The 16,245-nt window shown below is 60.1% G+C and carries 19 protein-coding genes; 13 read left to right on the top strand and 6 right to left on the bottom strand.

Annotated elements, in window-relative coordinates; all coding sequences use genetic code 11:
- Positions 1-403: 403 nt before the first annotated feature.
- The 12 genes from DTF_RS24865 (at position 404) to DTF_RS0120360 (ending at position 9,777) form a co-directional block, all read left to right on the top strand.
- Positions 404-1,231, top strand: coding sequence for an N-acetylmuramoyl-L-alanine amidase-like domain-containing protein (locus DTF_RS24865; protein ID WP_081703123.1), 828 nt, complete (start codon positions 404-406; stop codon positions 1,229-1,231).
- An 83-nt stretch (positions 1,232-1,314) separates the two neighbouring features.
- A complete protein-coding gene (locus DTF_RS0120425; RefSeq protein ID WP_035058416.1) occupies positions 1,315-2,178 on the top strand; it encodes an LD-carboxypeptidase in 864 nt (287 codons plus the stop codon).
- Complete coding sequence (locus DTF_RS0120420) at positions 2,175-2,750, top strand: nucleoside recognition domain-containing protein (RefSeq protein WP_027716822.1); 576 nt, start codon at positions 2,175-2,177, stop codon at positions 2,748-2,750. The genes DTF_RS0120425 and DTF_RS0120420 overlap by 4 nt, the downstream gene beginning before the upstream one ends.
- Positions 2,747-3,277 carry a spore maturation protein gene (locus tag DTF_RS0120415; protein ID WP_027716821.1) on the top strand — a complete coding sequence of 177 codons (531 nt, stop codon included), beginning with the start codon at positions 2,747-2,749 and terminating at the stop codon, positions 3,275-3,277. Before DTF_RS0120420 ends, DTF_RS0120415 begins: the two co-directional genes overlap by 4 nt.
- The gene (locus DTF_RS24860; RefSeq protein ID WP_051361522.1) at positions 3,278-4,021 is read left to right on the top strand and encodes a class II glutamine amidotransferase; all 744 of its coding nucleotides are present in this window, start codon (positions 3,278-3,280) and stop codon (positions 4,019-4,021) included.
- Between the two features lie 4 nt (positions 4,022-4,025).
- Positions 4,026-4,424, top strand: coding sequence for a VOC family protein (locus DTF_RS0120405; protein WP_027716820.1), 399 nt, complete (start codon positions 4,026-4,028; stop codon positions 4,422-4,424).
- A 703-nt stretch (positions 4,425-5,127) separates the two neighbouring features.
- On the top strand, positions 5,128-5,304 hold the full coding sequence (locus DTF_RS26760; RefSeq protein WP_155890891.1) for a hypothetical protein: 177 nt from the start codon (positions 5,128-5,130) through the stop codon (positions 5,302-5,304).
- A 143-nt stretch (positions 5,305-5,447) separates the two neighbouring features.
- A complete protein-coding gene (locus DTF_RS0120385) occupies positions 5,448-5,657 on the top strand; it encodes a hypothetical protein (protein WP_027716818.1) in 210 nt (69 codons plus the stop codon).
- A 90-nt stretch (positions 5,658-5,747) separates the two neighbouring features.
- On the top strand, positions 5,748-6,134 hold the full coding sequence (locus DTF_RS0120380; protein WP_027716817.1) for a DUF302 domain-containing protein: 387 nt from the start codon (positions 5,748-5,750) through the stop codon (positions 6,132-6,134).
- A gap of 39 nt (positions 6,135-6,173) precedes the next feature.
- On the top strand, positions 6,174-6,809 hold the full coding sequence (locus DTF_RS0120375) for a phosphoribosyltransferase (protein WP_027716816.1): 636 nt from the start codon (positions 6,174-6,176) through the stop codon (positions 6,807-6,809).
- A gap of 66 nt (positions 6,810-6,875) precedes the next feature.
- Positions 6,876-7,631 carry an endonuclease/exonuclease/phosphatase family protein gene (locus DTF_RS24855; RefSeq protein ID WP_035058515.1) on the top strand — a complete coding sequence of 252 codons (756 nt, stop codon included), beginning with the start codon at positions 6,876-6,878 and terminating at the stop codon, positions 7,629-7,631.
- Between the two features lie 382 nt (positions 7,632-8,013).
- Positions 8,014-9,777, top strand: coding sequence for an ATP-binding protein (locus tag DTF_RS0120360; protein WP_162148676.1), 1,764 nt, complete (start codon positions 8,014-8,016; stop codon positions 9,775-9,777).
- A gap of 37 nt (positions 9,778-9,814) precedes the next feature.
- Here the strand turns inward: DTF_RS0120360 and DTF_RS0120355 are convergent, their stop codons facing one another.
- The 6 genes from DTF_RS0120355 to DTF_RS0120330 form a co-directional block, all read right to left on the bottom strand.
- Positions 9,815-11,407 (bottom strand): alpha-amylase family glycosyl hydrolase, encoded by a 1,593-nt coding sequence (locus DTF_RS0120355; protein ID WP_027716813.1) that lies wholly within the window; start codon positions 11,405-11,407, stop codon positions 9,815-9,817.
- Positions 11,408-11,486: 79 nt separating this feature from the next.
- Positions 11,487-11,963 (bottom strand): metallophosphoesterase, encoded by a 477-nt coding sequence (locus tag DTF_RS24850; RefSeq protein ID WP_035058411.1) that lies wholly within the window; start codon positions 11,961-11,963, stop codon positions 11,487-11,489.
- A 17-nt stretch (positions 11,964-11,980) separates the two neighbouring features.
- Positions 11,981-13,012 (bottom strand): FAD-dependent oxidoreductase, encoded by a 1,032-nt coding sequence (locus tag DTF_RS24845; protein WP_155890890.1) that lies wholly within the window; start codon positions 13,010-13,012, stop codon positions 11,981-11,983.
- Positions 13,013-13,194: 182 nt separating this feature from the next.
- Positions 13,195-14,238 carry a glycosyltransferase gene (locus DTF_RS25865; RefSeq protein ID WP_051361519.1) on the bottom strand — a complete coding sequence of 348 codons (1,044 nt, stop codon included), beginning with the start codon at positions 14,236-14,238 and terminating at the stop codon, positions 13,195-13,197.
- Positions 14,226-15,056: a carbohydrate deacetylase gene (locus DTF_RS0120335; protein WP_027716812.1), complete on the bottom strand. Its 831-nt coding sequence runs from the start codon at positions 15,054-15,056 to the stop codon at positions 14,226-14,228. Before DTF_RS0120335 ends, DTF_RS25865 begins: the two co-directional genes overlap by 13 nt.
- Before the next feature lie 82 nt (positions 15,057-15,138).
- Positions 15,139-15,627: a PaaI family thioesterase gene (locus DTF_RS0120330; protein ID WP_051361518.1), complete on the bottom strand. Its 489-nt coding sequence runs from the start codon at positions 15,625-15,627 to the stop codon at positions 15,139-15,141.
- Positions 15,628-15,823: 196 nt separating this feature from the next.
- On the opposite strand from DTF_RS0120330, the gene DTF_RS0120325 reads away from it, so the two are divergent.
- Entirely contained in the window at positions 15,824-16,228 is a 405-nt protein-coding gene (locus tag DTF_RS0120325; RefSeq protein WP_027716810.1) for a bacteriohemerythrin, read from the top strand.
- The last annotated feature ends 17 nt before the right edge of the window (positions 16,229-16,245 follow it).

The raw sequence follows: 16,245 nt of genomic DNA, 5'->3' as shown, positions 1-16,245 counted from the left end.
GTGCAGAGAAGGGCGGTTGAGTAATATCCCCGCTCCCCCGGCAGATCCAGGTCCCCGGACGACTGCCTCAGGTAAGGCGGGCGACCGGAGCCAGGTACCGGTGAATATCTTTGCTTCCATTGCACCCATCCAGAGGCCAGGCAACTCAGCCAGCCATTGCCGCAGAGCCCTTCGTTCGGTGCTGACGACTCCCGCTTTTATGCTCTTTTATGCGTCAGCAAAGTAGCCTTTCCCCTTTTTTATGCGTCCTTGCGTGATGGAACCTGCTGAAAAACGACTGGAAATCTGCCCGCGGTTCACATATTATCCTGTCTGAGAATATCCCCGCCTGAGCTTCGCGCTCCAAGGCCTCCAGGTTTGGGGGGCATCGGGCAGAAGTCCGCCGCGAGAGAGGAAACATTTTTTGACCTGGATCTTTGCAAAAATGAAGTTTGGCGCCACCCGCTGCCTGGTCATGGGGTTGGTCTTTCTCCTTGTCCTCCCAACGTTTTTGCTTCCCCTCCCGGCTTTTGGGGAGGAAGTCGTCGACCTGGGCGGCTGGAGCCGGGAAAAAATCGACCGCCTGCTGGCCGATGCCGGACGCATCCCGAAGCCGGGCGACAAGGTCGAGTTCATTTCCGCGGCCTTTCTGGAAACACCCTATCTGGCCGGCACCCTGATCGGCAGCGCCGAGACAGCCGAGGTGTTTGTTCTCCGCCTGGACGGGGTCGACTGCTTCACCCTCCTCGACTATGTGGAAGCGCTCCGAAGGGCTTCCGATTTCGAGAGATTCAAAGAGGCTCTGCGTCGCGTCCGATACCGCGAAGAACGGGTCGATTTTTTCATCAGGAACCATTTCTTCTCCGAATGGGGAGAGGCGGGTTCCGGCCATCTGCGCGAAGCGACCGCCCTGGTAGGAGAGGAGGACGTTCGCCGCGGGGAGAAACAATTGAACGGAAAGGAGGAGGGCACGCTTTACCTGCCCGGGTATCCGGTAAGGAAGCGGCAGGTTGCTTTCATCCCTCCCGAAGCGGTCGACGAGTCCGTGCTTGCCCGGTTGAGGAGCGGGGACTACGTCGGCATCTACACCCCTCTGCCGGGGCTGGACGTGTCCCATTGCGGCATCGTGGTCAAAAGGCAGGGAAAGGTCTTTCTCCGTCACGCCTCCTCCCGCCTGAAAAAAGTGACAGACGAAGAACTCGCTTCGTATCTGGGAGGAAAGAAAGGGCTGGTCGTCTACCGGCCTCTTTAGGCTGAGGAAGACGGTTCTTTCAGTTTCTCCCCCCCCCGGCGGTCAACCGGGGTGGAATTCTAGACATTTCGGAGATTATTCCCTTGAACGTCTTCATCGTAACGCCAAGTTATCTGATCGAAAAAAAGAGTGATTTTACCGGCGGGATCCGCCAGCTCTCGAAGCTGGGTTTCAACGTCCTGAATCCGGAATTCCCGACGGCGCTCCCTTCTCCGCGCGAGAAGGCGCAGCAGCTCCACGGGGCGTTTGAAAATCCCGGAGTCGATATGATCCTGGCCCTGCGCGGGGGATACAGCGCGATGAAAGCGCTCCCCTTCCTCGACTTCGAGCACATCGGGAAACATCCCAAGATCATCGCCGGCTTCAGCGACCTCTGCGCACTGCTCAATCCGATCTTCGAGCGCACGGGGCTGGCGACCCTGCATGCCCCCATGGTGATCAACCTGGGCACGCCGACGGCCTTCACGCTCAAGTCGCTGGCGAACGCCTTGGGCGGTTATCCGGAGAAGAACCTGCTCAAGGGAGCCCGGATCAAGGTCTACCGTCCCGGGGCCGCCGCCGGGACCCTGAAGGGGGGCAATCTCATCACCCTGACCGCCCTGATCGATACGGACTGGGAAATCGACACGGACGGTTCGATCCTTTTTCTCGAAGATGTCGATGAGAAGCTGCACCAGGTGGACCGCTACCTGACCCAGTGGATCCTCGCCGGGAAATTCAAGGGGATCAAGGGGCTCATTCTGGGAGATTTTCGGGGGATCAGAAGCCGGAAGGTCTACGACATCCTCGCCTCGCAGATGGAACTGGACTTCCCGGTCGTCCACTGCCCCAACATCGGCCACGTCGCCGACAAGATCACCCTGCCGATCGGAGCCGAGGTCGAGCTGAATACGGACAGGAAGCAGCTCTCGATCACAAGAATGTCCTTCCCCGGGGGGGGCCGATGAACGTCCTGTGGCTGGTCATGATCTCCGTCAGTGTCGTCTTCGCCATTTTTACCGGCAACCTGGAGGCGTTCACTAAGTCCATTTTCGACGGCGCCAAATCGGCGGTGGAGGTCTCCCTCTTTCTCCTCGGCATCGTCTCGATCTGGATGGGGATCACCCGCATCCTGGAAGACTCCGGCCTGATCTACCGCATCGCCCATCTCTTCAAGCCGATCATCTCCCGGCTGTTCAAAAACATCCCCGGCGATCATCCATCCATCACGGCCATCACCCTGAATGTCCTGGCCAACCTGTTCGGGCTCGGCAACGCCGCCACTCCGCTCGGGATCAAGGCCATGCAGGAGCTCGATGCGCTCAATGAGGACAAGGAGACCATCACGCCGGAGATGATGGTTTTCATCGTCCTCAACACCGCCAGCATCCAGCTGATCCCCTTTTCCGTGATCGGGATCCTGGCCACCTTCGGAGACAGCAATCCGGCCGCGATCGTCCTCCCCGTGCTGATCGCCACAGCGGTTTCCGCCATGACGGCGCTGCTGGTGCTGGCGGCGTTCAGGAGGTTCTTCGGATGATCCGTGCCGTCGAAGCCATCTCGCTGCTCATCATCCCGCTGTTCATCCTGTTCACGGTCTGGTACGGAACGTTCAAGAAGGTCAGGGTCTATGACTCCTTTGTTGCGGGAGCCAAGGAGGGGCCGGCCATCATCCTGAAGATCTTCCCCTATCTTTTGACCATCTTCATGGCCATCAAGGGGTTCCAGGCCTCGGGTGCGTTCGACTATGTCAGAGATGCCTTTTACGGCGTCTTTGCTTTTCTGGATCTCCCGATCGAGGCGGTTTCCATGTCGATCTTCAAGCCGCTCTCCGGAAGCGCCTCGACCGCGCTCTTTACGGACATCGTCCAAACCTCCGGCACTGACTCCATGGCCACCAGGATGTCGGCCGTGATCATGGGCAGCGCCGAAACCACCTTCTATGTGCTGGCCGTCTACCTGGGCGCCGTCAATATCAGGAAGACCCGTTATCTGGTGCCGGTCTGTCTGGTGGCGGATTTGATCGGCATCGTTGTGGCCGTTTGCGTTGCGAGGTATTTTTTTTAGATGTGCAGGGTTCTGGGTATCACCAATTTTGACACTTCCAGGCATCGGAAAATCGTCGAACGCTTCTGCGCCCTGGCCCGTTGCGGCGCGGTCATGGCCGGCGACCCTCCCGGGCACGAGGATGGCTGGGGGCTGGCCTTCTACCGGGACGGGGAACTGGTCGTTCACAAGAGCGGAGTCAATCTTCTCGAAGAAACCGACAAGGTTTTCGGTCCATTAAACGCAGTGGAAACCTCGCCGATGATGATTCTTCATCTACGCAAATCGGCCTGGACGAACACCTCCAGCGCCCGTCACGCCCATCCTTTCCACCGCGACAACACCGTCTTTTTTCACAACGGCGTCGTTTACGACTACCAGAACCTTCTCCCCGCCATCACCATCCCGGGGCTCGGAGCCGATGCCCGCGACACGGAGGTCTTCTTTTATCACGTCATGAGCGGCCACTGTCGTGATCTGGGCCGGGCTTTTCTCGATTCGGTCGCGACCATCAAGCGGAAACACACCTATTCGGCCCTCAACTGCCTGTTCAGCGATGGCCTGAAACTGTTCGCCTATCGCGATTACGCCAAGGAGCCGGACTACTACTCTCTGTACAAAGCGTTCTCGAAAAACTCCTGGTTCGTTTCCTCCGAGCCCCTGGATGAATCCATGCGGTGGGACATGATGACGCAGGAGGAATTTTTGGCGATCGATCCGAGAGGAGTTTCCCCGGATTTCCTAAGCTGTCGGGCCGCGGAGTGACTCCATGAAAATCCTGGTGAACATCGACGTACCGGAACTCGCGCCGGCCATCGAATTCTATCGCTCGGCTCTCGGACTGTCTCTCAGCCGCACGATGGACGACGATGTTGCGGAGCTCACGGGAGGATCTTCCGTCATTTATCTTCTTAAAAATGCCGAAGGGTCCAACCCCGGACGCAGACTTGCGGCGCCGCGTCGGTATGCCGGCCACTGGACACCGGTGCACATCGACTTCGTCGTGGACGACATCGAAAAAGCCGCAGAACGGGTTGCGGCCGCGGGCGGCATTCGGGAGAGCGAATGCGTCGAATGGGATGGCTCGAAGTGCATCACGTTCTCCGATCCTTTCGGACACGGCTTTTGTCTCATTGAATTTGCTGGCGAGACCTACGTGGAAGATTGAGGAGGCAACCAGGAGCCCATGGACTGTGTCCTCCTCTGCTGCCCGGAAAGAAAAAAAGCCCTTTCCAGGGCCCACATCACTCCACTTCCATTGGCACCGGCATTCACCGTAAGTCGGCCAAGGAACCCTTCAGAGGAAAAGGCGACTCCGGCGGCGGGACGTAATAATGGATACACTCCCGGTAATAACTCTCCTCGTCTGCCTGCGCCCGGACTTGCCTGGCGTATTCACGACAAAGCGGACCATATTCCTCATACGGCGCCCACATGGCACTCCGTTCCGGGCTGGCGCACCCCGCCAGCAAAGCTGCAATTACAGCGACAAGGGTCAAGCGTTTCACGCGATCACCCCCTTTCTGCAAAAAATACTACTGCAGAATTTCCCTTTGACAATGCTCTTGGGTGTTCCGGGGACAGGATAAGGGCAGGCTACCTTTTTTCCGAGAAACAGCCTGTCCCTAGCCCCCTAGCTGTCCCCTTTTTCTTTTTGTCCCCTTTCTAGGTTTACTGCAGGCCGACACCGTCCTCGATCCAGATCGCGACCGTACCGCCATCGGCGAGGAAATCGGCGCAGCCGCTCTGGTCGGTCCATAATCCCTCGGCCTTATCGCCGTACCTGGGCCAGTTTAACCTTCTGCTATCCCCTCTCACCTCCGGCTCGGGAGTATAATAAGGGTAGATCCACGAGGAAGGGAGGTGGGACCATGGGATGGAAGGAAACCTGGCAGCACTTCAGGGAAAGTTTCGTCCATCGCGAAAAGCATGAGGAGACAGCGGAGGAGAAGCGGCAGGCCCGGGAATGGGACGAGGCGCTTCATCAATCCGACAAATCTTCGGGATCGGAAACCCTGGATGACAGAGCAGGCTCTAATTTCCTCTGAGAACTGCCGAGGCAGTCTACCAGCCCCCTCCGGCTTCTTGCAGACGCGCGATTTACCGATATATTTCAAAGGAACGTGTGTCGGCCGGTGGGGAAAGAGAGCGGCCGGCGGAGGGGAAAAACCAGGAGAAAGGAGTTTTCGTTATGCGAAAAGAGCCGTTACAGAACAAGGACTATGACCTGATCAGCGTAATCTATCATGCCTCCCAGGGATACGAGACCTGCGACCAGTACTGCAAGGACGCCGAAAGGGAAGGCGACCGGGATGCGGTACAGTTCTTCAACGAAGTTCGGGAGCAGAACCAGCGACTGGTGGAGAAAGGAAAGCAACTTCTCAAGAGCCGGCTGAGCTAGCCGCGACCATTAATGACTCAGGAACCAAAAGAAAGGGCCGGGTGATCAATCCCGGCCTTTTCTCCAAATCACACAGGAGGTGAGATTACCATGAAATATTATTTCAGCAGGACACTGGAGATGCCGTTCGACACCGCTATCGACCATGTTTCGCGGATATTGAAGGAAGAGGGGTTCGGGATCCTGTCCGATATCGACATCCGGGCCAAGATGAGGGAGAAGCTTGGGAAATCCTTTCGCAATTACCGGATTCTCGGCGCGTGCAATCCGCCCTTCGCCTGGCAGGCCCTGCAGGTCGAAGATAAGATCGGCACCATGCTCCCCTGTAACGTCATCGTTCAGGATGCAGGGCCGGGGCGTGTCGAGGTGGCTGCCATAGACCCCGTCGCTTCGATGCAGGCGGTTGAAAATCCCGAACTGCGGGATATCGGCGAACAGGTTCGTGCCAGCCTGCAACGGGTGATCGAATCTCTTTGAAGGCTGCAAGGCTTCTATGAAAAGAGATCAGGAGCGAGAATGGAAAAGATCAGGAACCGTGAAGAGGCGGGAGAAAAGCTGGCCGGGCAATTGGCGGCCTACAAGGAAAGAAAGGATGTCCTCGTGCTCGCTCTGCCCCGGGGCGGAGTCCCGGTGGCGGAACCGATCGCCAGGGAGCTCAAAGCGCCGCTGGAAGTGTTCATCGTCCGCAAACTGGGCGTTCCCGGCCATCGGGAATTGGCGATGGGCGCCATCGCCTCCGGAGGAGTGCGGGTGATGAACATGGATGTCGTCCGCTCCATGGGCATCTCGGAGGAGCAGATCGAAAAAGTGGCCGCTGAGGAGACGAGCGAGCTGGCCCGGCGTGAAAACCAATATCGCGGTGACCGAAACTTCCCTGAGATCTCCGGCAAGACGGTCATCCTGGTGGACGACGGCGTCGCCACCGGGGCAACGATGCGCGTGGCGATCAAGGCACTGCGTGAGGGCGGGGCACAGAAACTTGTGGTTGCGGTACCTGTCGCCCCTCCGGATACCTGCGCGGTTCTGAGCCGCGAAGCAGACGAACTGATCTGCCCCTTTCGTCCTTCCCCCTTCCACGCTATTGGTCTCTGGTACGAGGATTTTTCCCAGGTCAGCGATGAGGAGGTGGGACGGATTCTGAAAGAATCCTGAATGATTGCCTGGCAAGGAGCCGCACGGCCCAAGGGGACCAAAAGAACAACACGAGTGGAGGATCTGATGAGGTTCGTACTCTACAACATCCGCTACGGGACCGGTATCAGAACGCACAATTTCATGCGCTCATCGATCAAAAATCTTGAGAGGATCACGTCATTTCTGAACGAACAGAAACCCGACATCGTCGGGTTGATCGAGGTGGATCAAGGATCATATCGGATGGGCGGAAAGAATCAGGCGGAACTACTGGCGGAATCGCTGGGACACTACCATTCGTATTCCACCAAGTATGAGGAAAGCTCGCTGTGGCGCAATGTTCCGGTGCTGAGTCATCAGGGGAACGCCTTCCTGGCGCGCGACCGTATCCGAAACGAGACCTTTCATTTTTTCAAACAGGGCATGAAGCGGCTGGTGATGGAGCTTGAACTGGAACATGTGGTGGTCTACCTCGTCCATCTGGCGGTGGGGGCGCGGGCGCGGCATCATCAGTTGGGTTCGCTGTACACTCTGCTGCAAAAAGCGCAAAAGCCGTATATCGTGGCAGGCGACTTCAACATGCTGTGGGGCGAACGGGAGATCGATCTTTTTCTGGCGGCTTCGGGTCTGCAGAATGCGAATGAGCAACACCTGCCGACTTATCCGTGCCACAAGCCGAACCGGCACCTCGACTTCATCCTGTACAGCAAAGGAATCAACATCCGGGATTTCCGAGTGCCGCGGGTGCGCTTTTCCGATCATCTCCCGCTGGTTATGGATTTTGATGTCGAGGTCGAGGAGGAAAAACGCGAGGAGGCTAGGATTATGGCAGAGGCTTGACCTGTAAACATGCCCCCGATGCTCTTCAAATCTATCTCCCCGCAAATGATTAAAATACCGCAAGATACCGGAATTTCTTCCTTTGTTTTCTTTCTGAATCAATGTAAACTTCTTTTCGAACTGACTCTTTTTTTACGGCATCCCCAACAAGACAGAACCCCCTCAGCCTTCAGCCAAAAATCCGGATATTTTCCAAAAGGGGATGAAAATGGCAGCTGACACGAAAAGATGTCTGGACGGATCGGATGAATGCTGTTCATCGCGCAGATTTCCCTCCGAGCCCGCCCCGCTGAGGGATAAACCCGGCAAGCAGCGGTATCCCGGTGAATTTTTGCATAGGGTTGAGAAATTCCTCACGGGCCCGGGGAAGCGCAGGGGGTCGATGGAACAGCGCCTGGTCATTTTGGCCGTCCTGGTCTTCCTTATCGATATTTCCCTGCCCCTGGGAGTGGCGGGGGGCGTTCCATACGTGGCGGTGATTCTCGCGGCGTTCTGCTCCTCCCGCAAAAACCTCCTCCTGATGGCCGCCGGCTTCTGCACCTTGCTGGTCGTCGCCGGCTACTTCCTCTCCCCGGACGGGGGGGAGCTCTGGAAGGTTCTGATCAATCGTTCCCTGGCGGTTTTCGCCATCTGGACCACGGCCGTACTCTCCCATCTGAGGCTTCAGGCGGTCGATCTGCTGCGGGAGAGCGGAGCCCGCATCCGGTCAATTTTGGAGACGGCTCCCGGAGGCATCCTCAGCTTCGACCACCGGGGGGTTGCCGAAAGCTTCAATCCGGCTTGCGAACGCCTCTTCGGCTACCGGCCGGAGGAGGTGATCGGAGAAAAAATAGATTTCCTCTTTGACCCTCATGCGTCCAGCCGTCCGAACTGGCTGCAGGACATGCTGGAGGAGGAACCCTCCACCTGCCCCCGTGAAGCCATGGAGATCCTTGGGAGGCGCCGAGGAGGGGAAGAATTTCCCCTCCTCGTTTCCATCGGTGAGATGCGCCTGGGAGAACGGCGTGCCTATACGGCGATCCTCCGCGACATCACCGCCCGGAAAAGGAAAGAACGGGTGTTGACCGACGCCCTGCTCGAAGCCGAGCAGGCACGGGAAAAGATGGAGGCGCTGATTCGTTCGGTGGGTGATTTTCTGATCGTGACCGACCGGGATCTGCGGATCGTATTCATGAACAAGACCTCGGAAAGAATGCTGGGCGTATCCCTGGATCAGGTTCATCACAGCCACGCCGACAGGATCCTCGGCGGCACCCTGTCCGGGTTGCTCGGGCATCTGGAATCCGCTGTCGGCTGCTCCTCACCCGAGATCTTCGAGGAAATCACACTTCGCTTGCCCGGGCAGGAAAATTCAGGGCACTATCAAGCCCGATCGGCCAGGGTCCTCGGCCGGAGCGCGGGAGCCGGAGACATCGTCACCGTTCTTCGGGACGTTACTCGCGAGCGGACACTCGACCGCCTCAAGAGCGAATTTGTATCGAACGCGGCCCATGAACTCAACACACCGCTGACCTCGATCATGGGATACGCCGAACTGCTGCTCGGTCCCCAGGATTTCGGGGAGTTCACCTCGGAAGAGAAGCAGAATTTTCTTGCAGAAATATATGCCAAATGTGAGGACCTGGCCCAAATCGTCAATCAACTGCTGGATGTCTCGCGCATCGAATCAGGTCGCGGCATCCCCCTGGAGACGGGCCCCTGCGATCTGACCCGGCGCATAGCCCGTATCACCGAAAACTTCCGTCTCGGCAATCCCAGGCACCGCTTTGAGCTGGCTCTGCCGGAGATGTCCTCCGCCCTCTGCCTCGACGCCGGAAAAATGGACCAGGTCCTGGAAAACCTGCTCAGCAATGCGGTGAAGTATTCCCCCGACGGTGGGCGCATCCGCGTGGAAGTCCAGGCGAGCGGCCAGGAATATCGGTTTTCCGTGATGGATGAAGGAATCGGCATGTCCCCCGAACAGCAGGAAAACATGTTCGAAAGGTTCTACCGGTCCGATACTTCCAATACCACCGCCTCCGGCCTCGGGCTGGGGCTGAACATCGCCAAGGCCATTATCGATGGCCACGGCGGCCGCATAGAGGTCGAAAGCCGGCCGGGCAAGGGAACAACAATTACGGTTTCGCTGCCGCTCAGCCCCTGCTGAAACCCATCACGCTCTTCGCTCATCAGGAATGAGCATTTCACTCGAGCTCCGCAACAACCCCCTCATTCCCCCGCAGTTCCAATCTGCCGCGAAAACGCTCTCCTTCGCGATCGAGAAAGGTTGACAGCAGGATGCGCCCCGCCGGGTCTCCCCGCGACCGCCAGCCCCCCGCTCCGGAGCGGAAATTTAGGGCGACGAGAAGCCGCCGCCGGCCGGCCTCCCGGAAAAAGAGAAGAAAATCGCCGCCGGCCGGAATCGGACGGTACGTTCCGGAGTGCAGGGCCGGCTCCTGTCGGCGAAGGACGATCAGCCGGCGATAGAGGTTGAGCAGCGATCCGGGGTCGCTCTGATGGGCGGCCACATTGCGGGAGCGCCAGTCCGGGACAAGGGGGAGCCACGGCCGCCCCGCCGAGAAGCCGGCATTCTCCGAATCGTCCCACGGCATGGGCGAGCGGACCGGATCGCGCCCCAGTCCCCTCCCGGGACAGTTTTTCTCCCAGGGATCCTTCACCTCTTCCGGCGGCACCGGCACGTCGGGCATTCCGAGCTCATCTCCGTAGTACAGAGAGGGCGTGCCCCGCAGGGTCGCCAGGAGCATCGCCGCGACCCGCGCCTGCCCTTCCCCCAGGCGGCCGGCCAGACGGGGCCGATCGTGGTTGCCGAGAGCGAAGTGCGGCCAGGCCTCCGGCGGGAGGGCCGCCTCCGACCGGTCGATGGTCACCGCCACCGCCCGAGCCCGCCAGGGGGTCGTAATCAGGTGGAAATTGGTGGGCAGATGGATTTCCGGTTGCCCGACGCTGCCGTAGTAGTTCACCAGCCGGTCGATGGGGAGGTAGAGTTCACCCACCAGCAGGCGGTCGCCGTAGCCGTCGACCAGCCTGCGCATCCTCCGCAGGAGCGGGTGGATCTCCGGCCGGTCGCCGCAATAGAGGGCCTGCAGGGCCCGGTACGGTTTCCCTCCCGGCCGGTAGTCGGGGTCCGGAGGGTTGTCCCGCAGCTCCCCGTCCTTCATGATGTGCCAGAGAGCGTCGAGTCGAAAGCCGTCCACCCCGCGATCCAGCCAGAAGCGCATATTGGCGAACATCGCCTGCCGCACCTCCGGATTCAGCCAGTTGAGGTCCGGCTGCTTCTTCAGGTAGGTATGCAGGTAGAATTGCCCGCTCCGGTCCCATTCCCAGGCGCTCCCCCCGAACGTGCTCAGCCAGTTGTTCGGCGGCCCCCCTCCCGCCGGCGAATCGCGCCAGATGTACCAGTCGCGCCGCCGGCTGCTTCGAGATGCGCGGGCTTCGATGAACCAGGGGTGGCGGTCGGAGGTGTGGTTGGGGACGAAATCGAGAAGGACGCGCAGGTCGCGGCGATGCGCCTCCGCCAGCAGGCGGTCGAAATCGCCCAGGGTGCCGAAGACTGGGTCGACGTCCGTGAAGTCGGAGACGTCGTAGCCGAAGTCGGCCATCGGCGAGGGATAAAAAGGGCAGAGCCAGAGGATGTCCACCCCCAGCCACTTCAGGTAGTCGAGCATTGAGGCGATCCCGGCCAGATCGCCGATGCCGTCGCCGTTGCTGTCCATGAAGGAGCGCGGATAGATCTGGTAGACGATCCCCCGCTCCCACCAATGCCGGGTTTTTTTCATATCTCTCCCTTCGATGATTCCTCTTGTTCGAAATTATATCGGAGACGGCGGAAAGGGAACGAACGTAGGGAGATTGATTTCAGGATTTTCGCGGGGGAATTTCATGGAACCGGAGGGCATGGCCTCCTTGGGCATCTAATTCCAGGGTGGCATAGGAGATCGGAAGCCGGAACCGTCTCGGGCCGGCGGATCCAGGATTGATGAAATGGGTCTTGCCGGATCTGTACTCCGCGGGTTTGTGGCTGTGGCCGAAGATCACGAAATCCCAGCCGGATAACGAATCGCCCTTAAGAGTCTGGAGGTCGTGAACGATCTTGAACGTGTACCCCTCGTGCCGCCATTCCACCTGCTCCGGAAATCCGCCCGCAATCAGATACCAGTCCACATTCCCCGCGACGGAAACCAGGTTGGGGTTGACGGCCCTGAGCCCTTCCAGGCACTCCCGGCTCCCGATGTCCCCGGCATGCAGGACAAAATCGAAACCGGGAGCGGCTTCGGCGATCTCCGGCCGGATGAGGCCGTGGGTGTCGCTGATGATCAGGATGCGTGAAGGCATGCAGGATCCCCCGGGGTTTACGGCTTCTCCATGTTATCGGAAAAGGTGCGGTGCCCCTGAAAGATCCGTTCGGCCTCATGTGGATTGGGTGTCGTATCCCATATGCCGCGTTCGAACGTGCCGCCCAGAAGAATCCCGTCTTCACGCGGGATCATGTACAAGGCTTCTGCGTCGATTCCGAGAATGTAGTCGACCTCCGGCTGCGGAAGCAGGACCGTCATCTGCCCCCTTGCCGGGAGGAGTTCCGTGTCGCCGAACAGCTCGCGGGAGCCCAGGCCGGTGCAGTTGACAACCGTCGGCTCGGCCAGCTCCAGAATTTGCCGCACGTTCCGGAACTCGCGCACGACGATTCGTCCTCCCGCCGTTCTGAAGTCGCGCTCGATCGCCCGCATGTAACCAGGCGTCTGGATCTGCATGGTTCCGAACCGGCGCGCGTGGCGCCGGGGAAATGGATGTTCGCCCGGACCGAAGGCGGCGGCTCGGGGAAAAAGTTCGGGTAGATCGTCGAAGTAACACGGTACGGCCACTCTCTCTTCGGCCGTGAAATAGCTGTCGACCCACCGGACGCCGTAGTGTGATCCGACCAGACTCCGGAAATGCCTGTGGGCGTGCCGCGCCGCGGCCTGGAACTGTTCGCGGAAGGCGGGGGTCAGGGAGCCCTCATCGCCCACGAAGTAGGGCAACCACAGCCCCCCGGCAATGTTCGAGGTGGTATTCGGCGGCAAATCCCGGGCATAGATGGTGACTTGAAAGCCGTGCCTTTGAAGGAGGATGCCGGCCGAGAGGCCGACGGCCCCGCATCCCAGTACGGCGCACTCTCGCGACTCGGCCTTCAGAGCCTCCTCGAGCGCAAGCTGCGACGTTCCCCATGAGAACCCCAAGCCGCAGCCGCCGTGACCGTAATTGTGGATGACGAGTTTTCCGTCCATCACCTCCGGACGAACGACGAATCCACCGGGTCGGTAGGGACGAAGTCCGACGAGCTCTCCAATGACGCGATCAGCGGAAACCTGGACGCGGGGAAGTCGTAACGGTGCTTCTGGGGACAATTGGCGACTCCAAATTTAGGGTCAGGCCTTGAAGCCTGAATATCCATCAAAATCTGCCGAAGCTTTTCCATTTTACCGAAAACTTGAGGATCTTTCTCCCTCCGTTTTTCCAACCCTGACGGCACAGGAGAGCGTGGACGGGTCTCTTCCCACATGGCTTGCCAACTCGGTCAACGTCCCGTTCAAGTCTTCAAGACCCCAATATGAGCCCCTCGGGATGAAGAAAGGACCTCCCGGTAGATGTCCGCGAGGACCCGAGCCTCCCCGGTCGGGTCGAAGCGTTCCGGGGCTGGACGGGAGAAGGTCTGCCGCAGGTCGGCGGAGTCGATCAGAGCGAGGGCCTTCCGGATGAAGTCGTCGGCATCCCCGAACAGCAGGCCGTTGACTCCCTCCTCCACGACGGCCGCATTGCCGGGGATGTTTCGTACGAGGAGGGGACGGCCGAGGACCGTCGCTTCCACCAGCACGTTGGAGAGACCCTCACAGCTCGAGTTGTTGAGGACCACGCCCGCCTCCCGCAGGGCGGCGGGCATGGCCGGGGTGGGGACGGTGCCGAGATAGCGGGCCCAGGGGCGTCTTTCGACCTCGGCGAGGAACTGCCGGCCGTAGTTCTCCTCCAGAACCGGGCCGCAGAACGCGACGGTGAAGCCGCTGCGCTTCGCCGCCACGGCGTCGAAAAGCCGCAGCAGCTCGAGATTCCCCTTCACCTGCCGGATACCGGCAGGATGCAGGAAGAGCACATGGCCGGAGGGGATGCCATGCAGCTGTTTCAGGGGATACGGGGTGTTGCCGAGGACGATGCCTGGAGGAAGATAGGTGAGACGTTCAACCCAGGCGTCCGTGCTTCCCTTGAGCTCGGCGAACGTCACGCTGTTCTGGGTGATGACGGCATCCGCCCGCTCGAGCACCTGACGGATGACCGGCCCCTGGGTGGGGGAGTCTATACCCATATGGATGTCGGTGCCGGTCAGGGTCACCACTACGGAAAACGGAGATGGGGGCGTGCAGTCCAGCCAGGGTCGGCCGGATCGGTAGGCGTGCAGCAGGTGGACCAGATCTGGGCGGAAATCATCGAGCGCCCGCTGCAGCAGAACGGGGGTTCGCTCGTCGGTCATGACCAGGCGGGCTTCGTGCCCGCGAGCCTCCATCTCCTCCCGGTAGCGCAGGGCGGTGACCCGGTTGCCGGTGGCCTGGGGCTGAAGGGGGGTGACGATCAGGAGGCGCATGCAAGGTCTCCGAAGGTGATCAGCCGGATCTCGCGTTCACCTAGCAAACCGCGAACGGCCGAGGCGGTGAGGGCCTCCAGTTCCAGTTCCCGTTCCGGACCGGCAAAAGGACGCGCCGGATCACAATAGCCGGGATGCACCATCAGCTCCCAGGTGCCAGGCGGAAGTGCGCCGAGGATTCCGCACAGGGCCGCTTCATCCAGCCGGTTCAGAAAGGGCATTCCCCATAGCCCGTCGGGAGCGTCAAGTCCCGCATTTCGCAGCGCCTTCGCTACGGCTGGGGCGCTGCGGCGATAAAATGCTAGCTCTTCCCCCAGGAGACCGGGCGGATCGGCGACCGGGGGATCGGCAGGTTCCGGCAGGCGCAGGGCGCCGATGCCATAAGCTTGGGCCACCTCCAGGACAGCAGCCGAGACCGGCGGGAAGAGGATGGCGTGCTGGTGCGTATCGAGGTGGTCGGGAGTCAGTCCGGCCTCCAGCGTCCGCAGCACCTGGGTCGACAGCTCCCGCTGCAGCCCGGCCCGGTCGACGTCTCCCCCCGCCAGAGCCCTGCGCGTCGCCGTCTTCCCCGGAAAATCGCCTGCACGGTCTGTCAGGCCCCGGATGGGGCCGCTCAGCGGCCGCCCCTCGCTCAGGTTCAGATGCACTCCGACCGGAATCCCCTGCGCCCGTATTTCGCGAGCCGCGTCACCGAAGGATCGGCCGTTGGCGAGGAGCGAGGCACTGGTTATCCCCCCTGCTTCGAAGGCGCATAAAATGCCCCGGTCGATGGCGGGGGAGCAGCCAAGATCATCGGCGTTGATTATCAGGCGGATCATGCTCGTCCCGTTTCCGGATGGATCCGAGAAAGGTCGCCCGCAAGGATCAGGGATGGAGAGCTTGAGCTCATAAGCCTGGCGATCACTTCCCCGGGATGGTGATGCAGAGACATTTCGCCTCGGCGAAGACGGTCTCCCCGAGGCAGATCCGGCCGTGCACCATCAACTTTCGCCCCTCGGTCGAGATGATCCTGCTCTCCACCGTCACCACCTCCTGCAGCGGCAGCAGATTGCGGAAGCTGACGTTGAGGTTTCCCACCACGACCGGATAGCCTGCCGCCCAGGCGGCCAGGCCGAGCACCTCGTCGAGAACCGCGGCCATGGCGCCTCCGTGGGAATGCCCCGGGGGGCCCTCGGTTTCAGGGCCGAACCAGATCCGCGCCCGAAGCTCCTGATTCTCATCGCGGTAATAGCGCACCCGGTAACGATTGCCGTCCGGCTCGCCGGAGACGAAACGCAGCGAAGCGCCGACCAGCGAAGGCGCATCGAAGGGAGTCCACCCCTCCTCACCGCTCAGGTCGACCGGCGGGCACGCTTCGACACACACCTTTGCCTCTTTCTCTTTTCCCACAGCTGTTCTCCTATGAAGCCCGTGCGGGCCCGAATTGAGTTTTTCAACCGGCTAGATACTAAAGGGATTTTCCCGGGATTTCAATGATGATGGTTCAAGTTTTTACATCGAATGTAATCGAATGTGTCAACCTTTGACTCCGGGGAGAATAAATGATTATATGTCCGTTATATTTTTTCACTCAAGGAGTTCCGCCATGTCACTGCAGTGGTCCGAAGACCTTTCCGTCGGGTATCCGCTGATCGACGATCAGCACAGGAGCCTTTTCGATCAGTTCGAACGCTTTATCGTCGCCTGCGAGGAACGCCGCGGCCCTGATCACCTGCGGGAGCTTTTCGCCTTCCTCGATCTTTACGTCAACCGCCACTTCCGGGACGAGGAGGGATTGATGGATCGCTCCGGCTATCCTGAGGCGGAGCGCCACAAACAGGCACACCGCTACTTTGTCGCGCAGCTGGCCGGTCTGAAGCAGGAGCTGGCGGCGACAGGACCGACCATCCAGGTGATTATCCGGACCAACAAGGCGCTGATCTACTGGCTGACCGAGCATATACGGGAGGTGGACACCAGACTGGCCGCGCACCTGAAGCAGAATGATTAAAGGGCGGCACACGGGCC

The sequence above is a fragment of the Desulfuromonas sp. TF genome, assembly GCF_000472285.1.
In the GTDB taxonomy this organism is placed as follows: domain Bacteria; phylum Desulfobacterota; class Desulfuromonadia; order Desulfuromonadales; family ATBO01; genus ATBO01.
The sequence above is the reverse complement of the archived record's forward strand: the minus strand, read 5'-3'. Positions and strand labels throughout refer to the sequence as shown.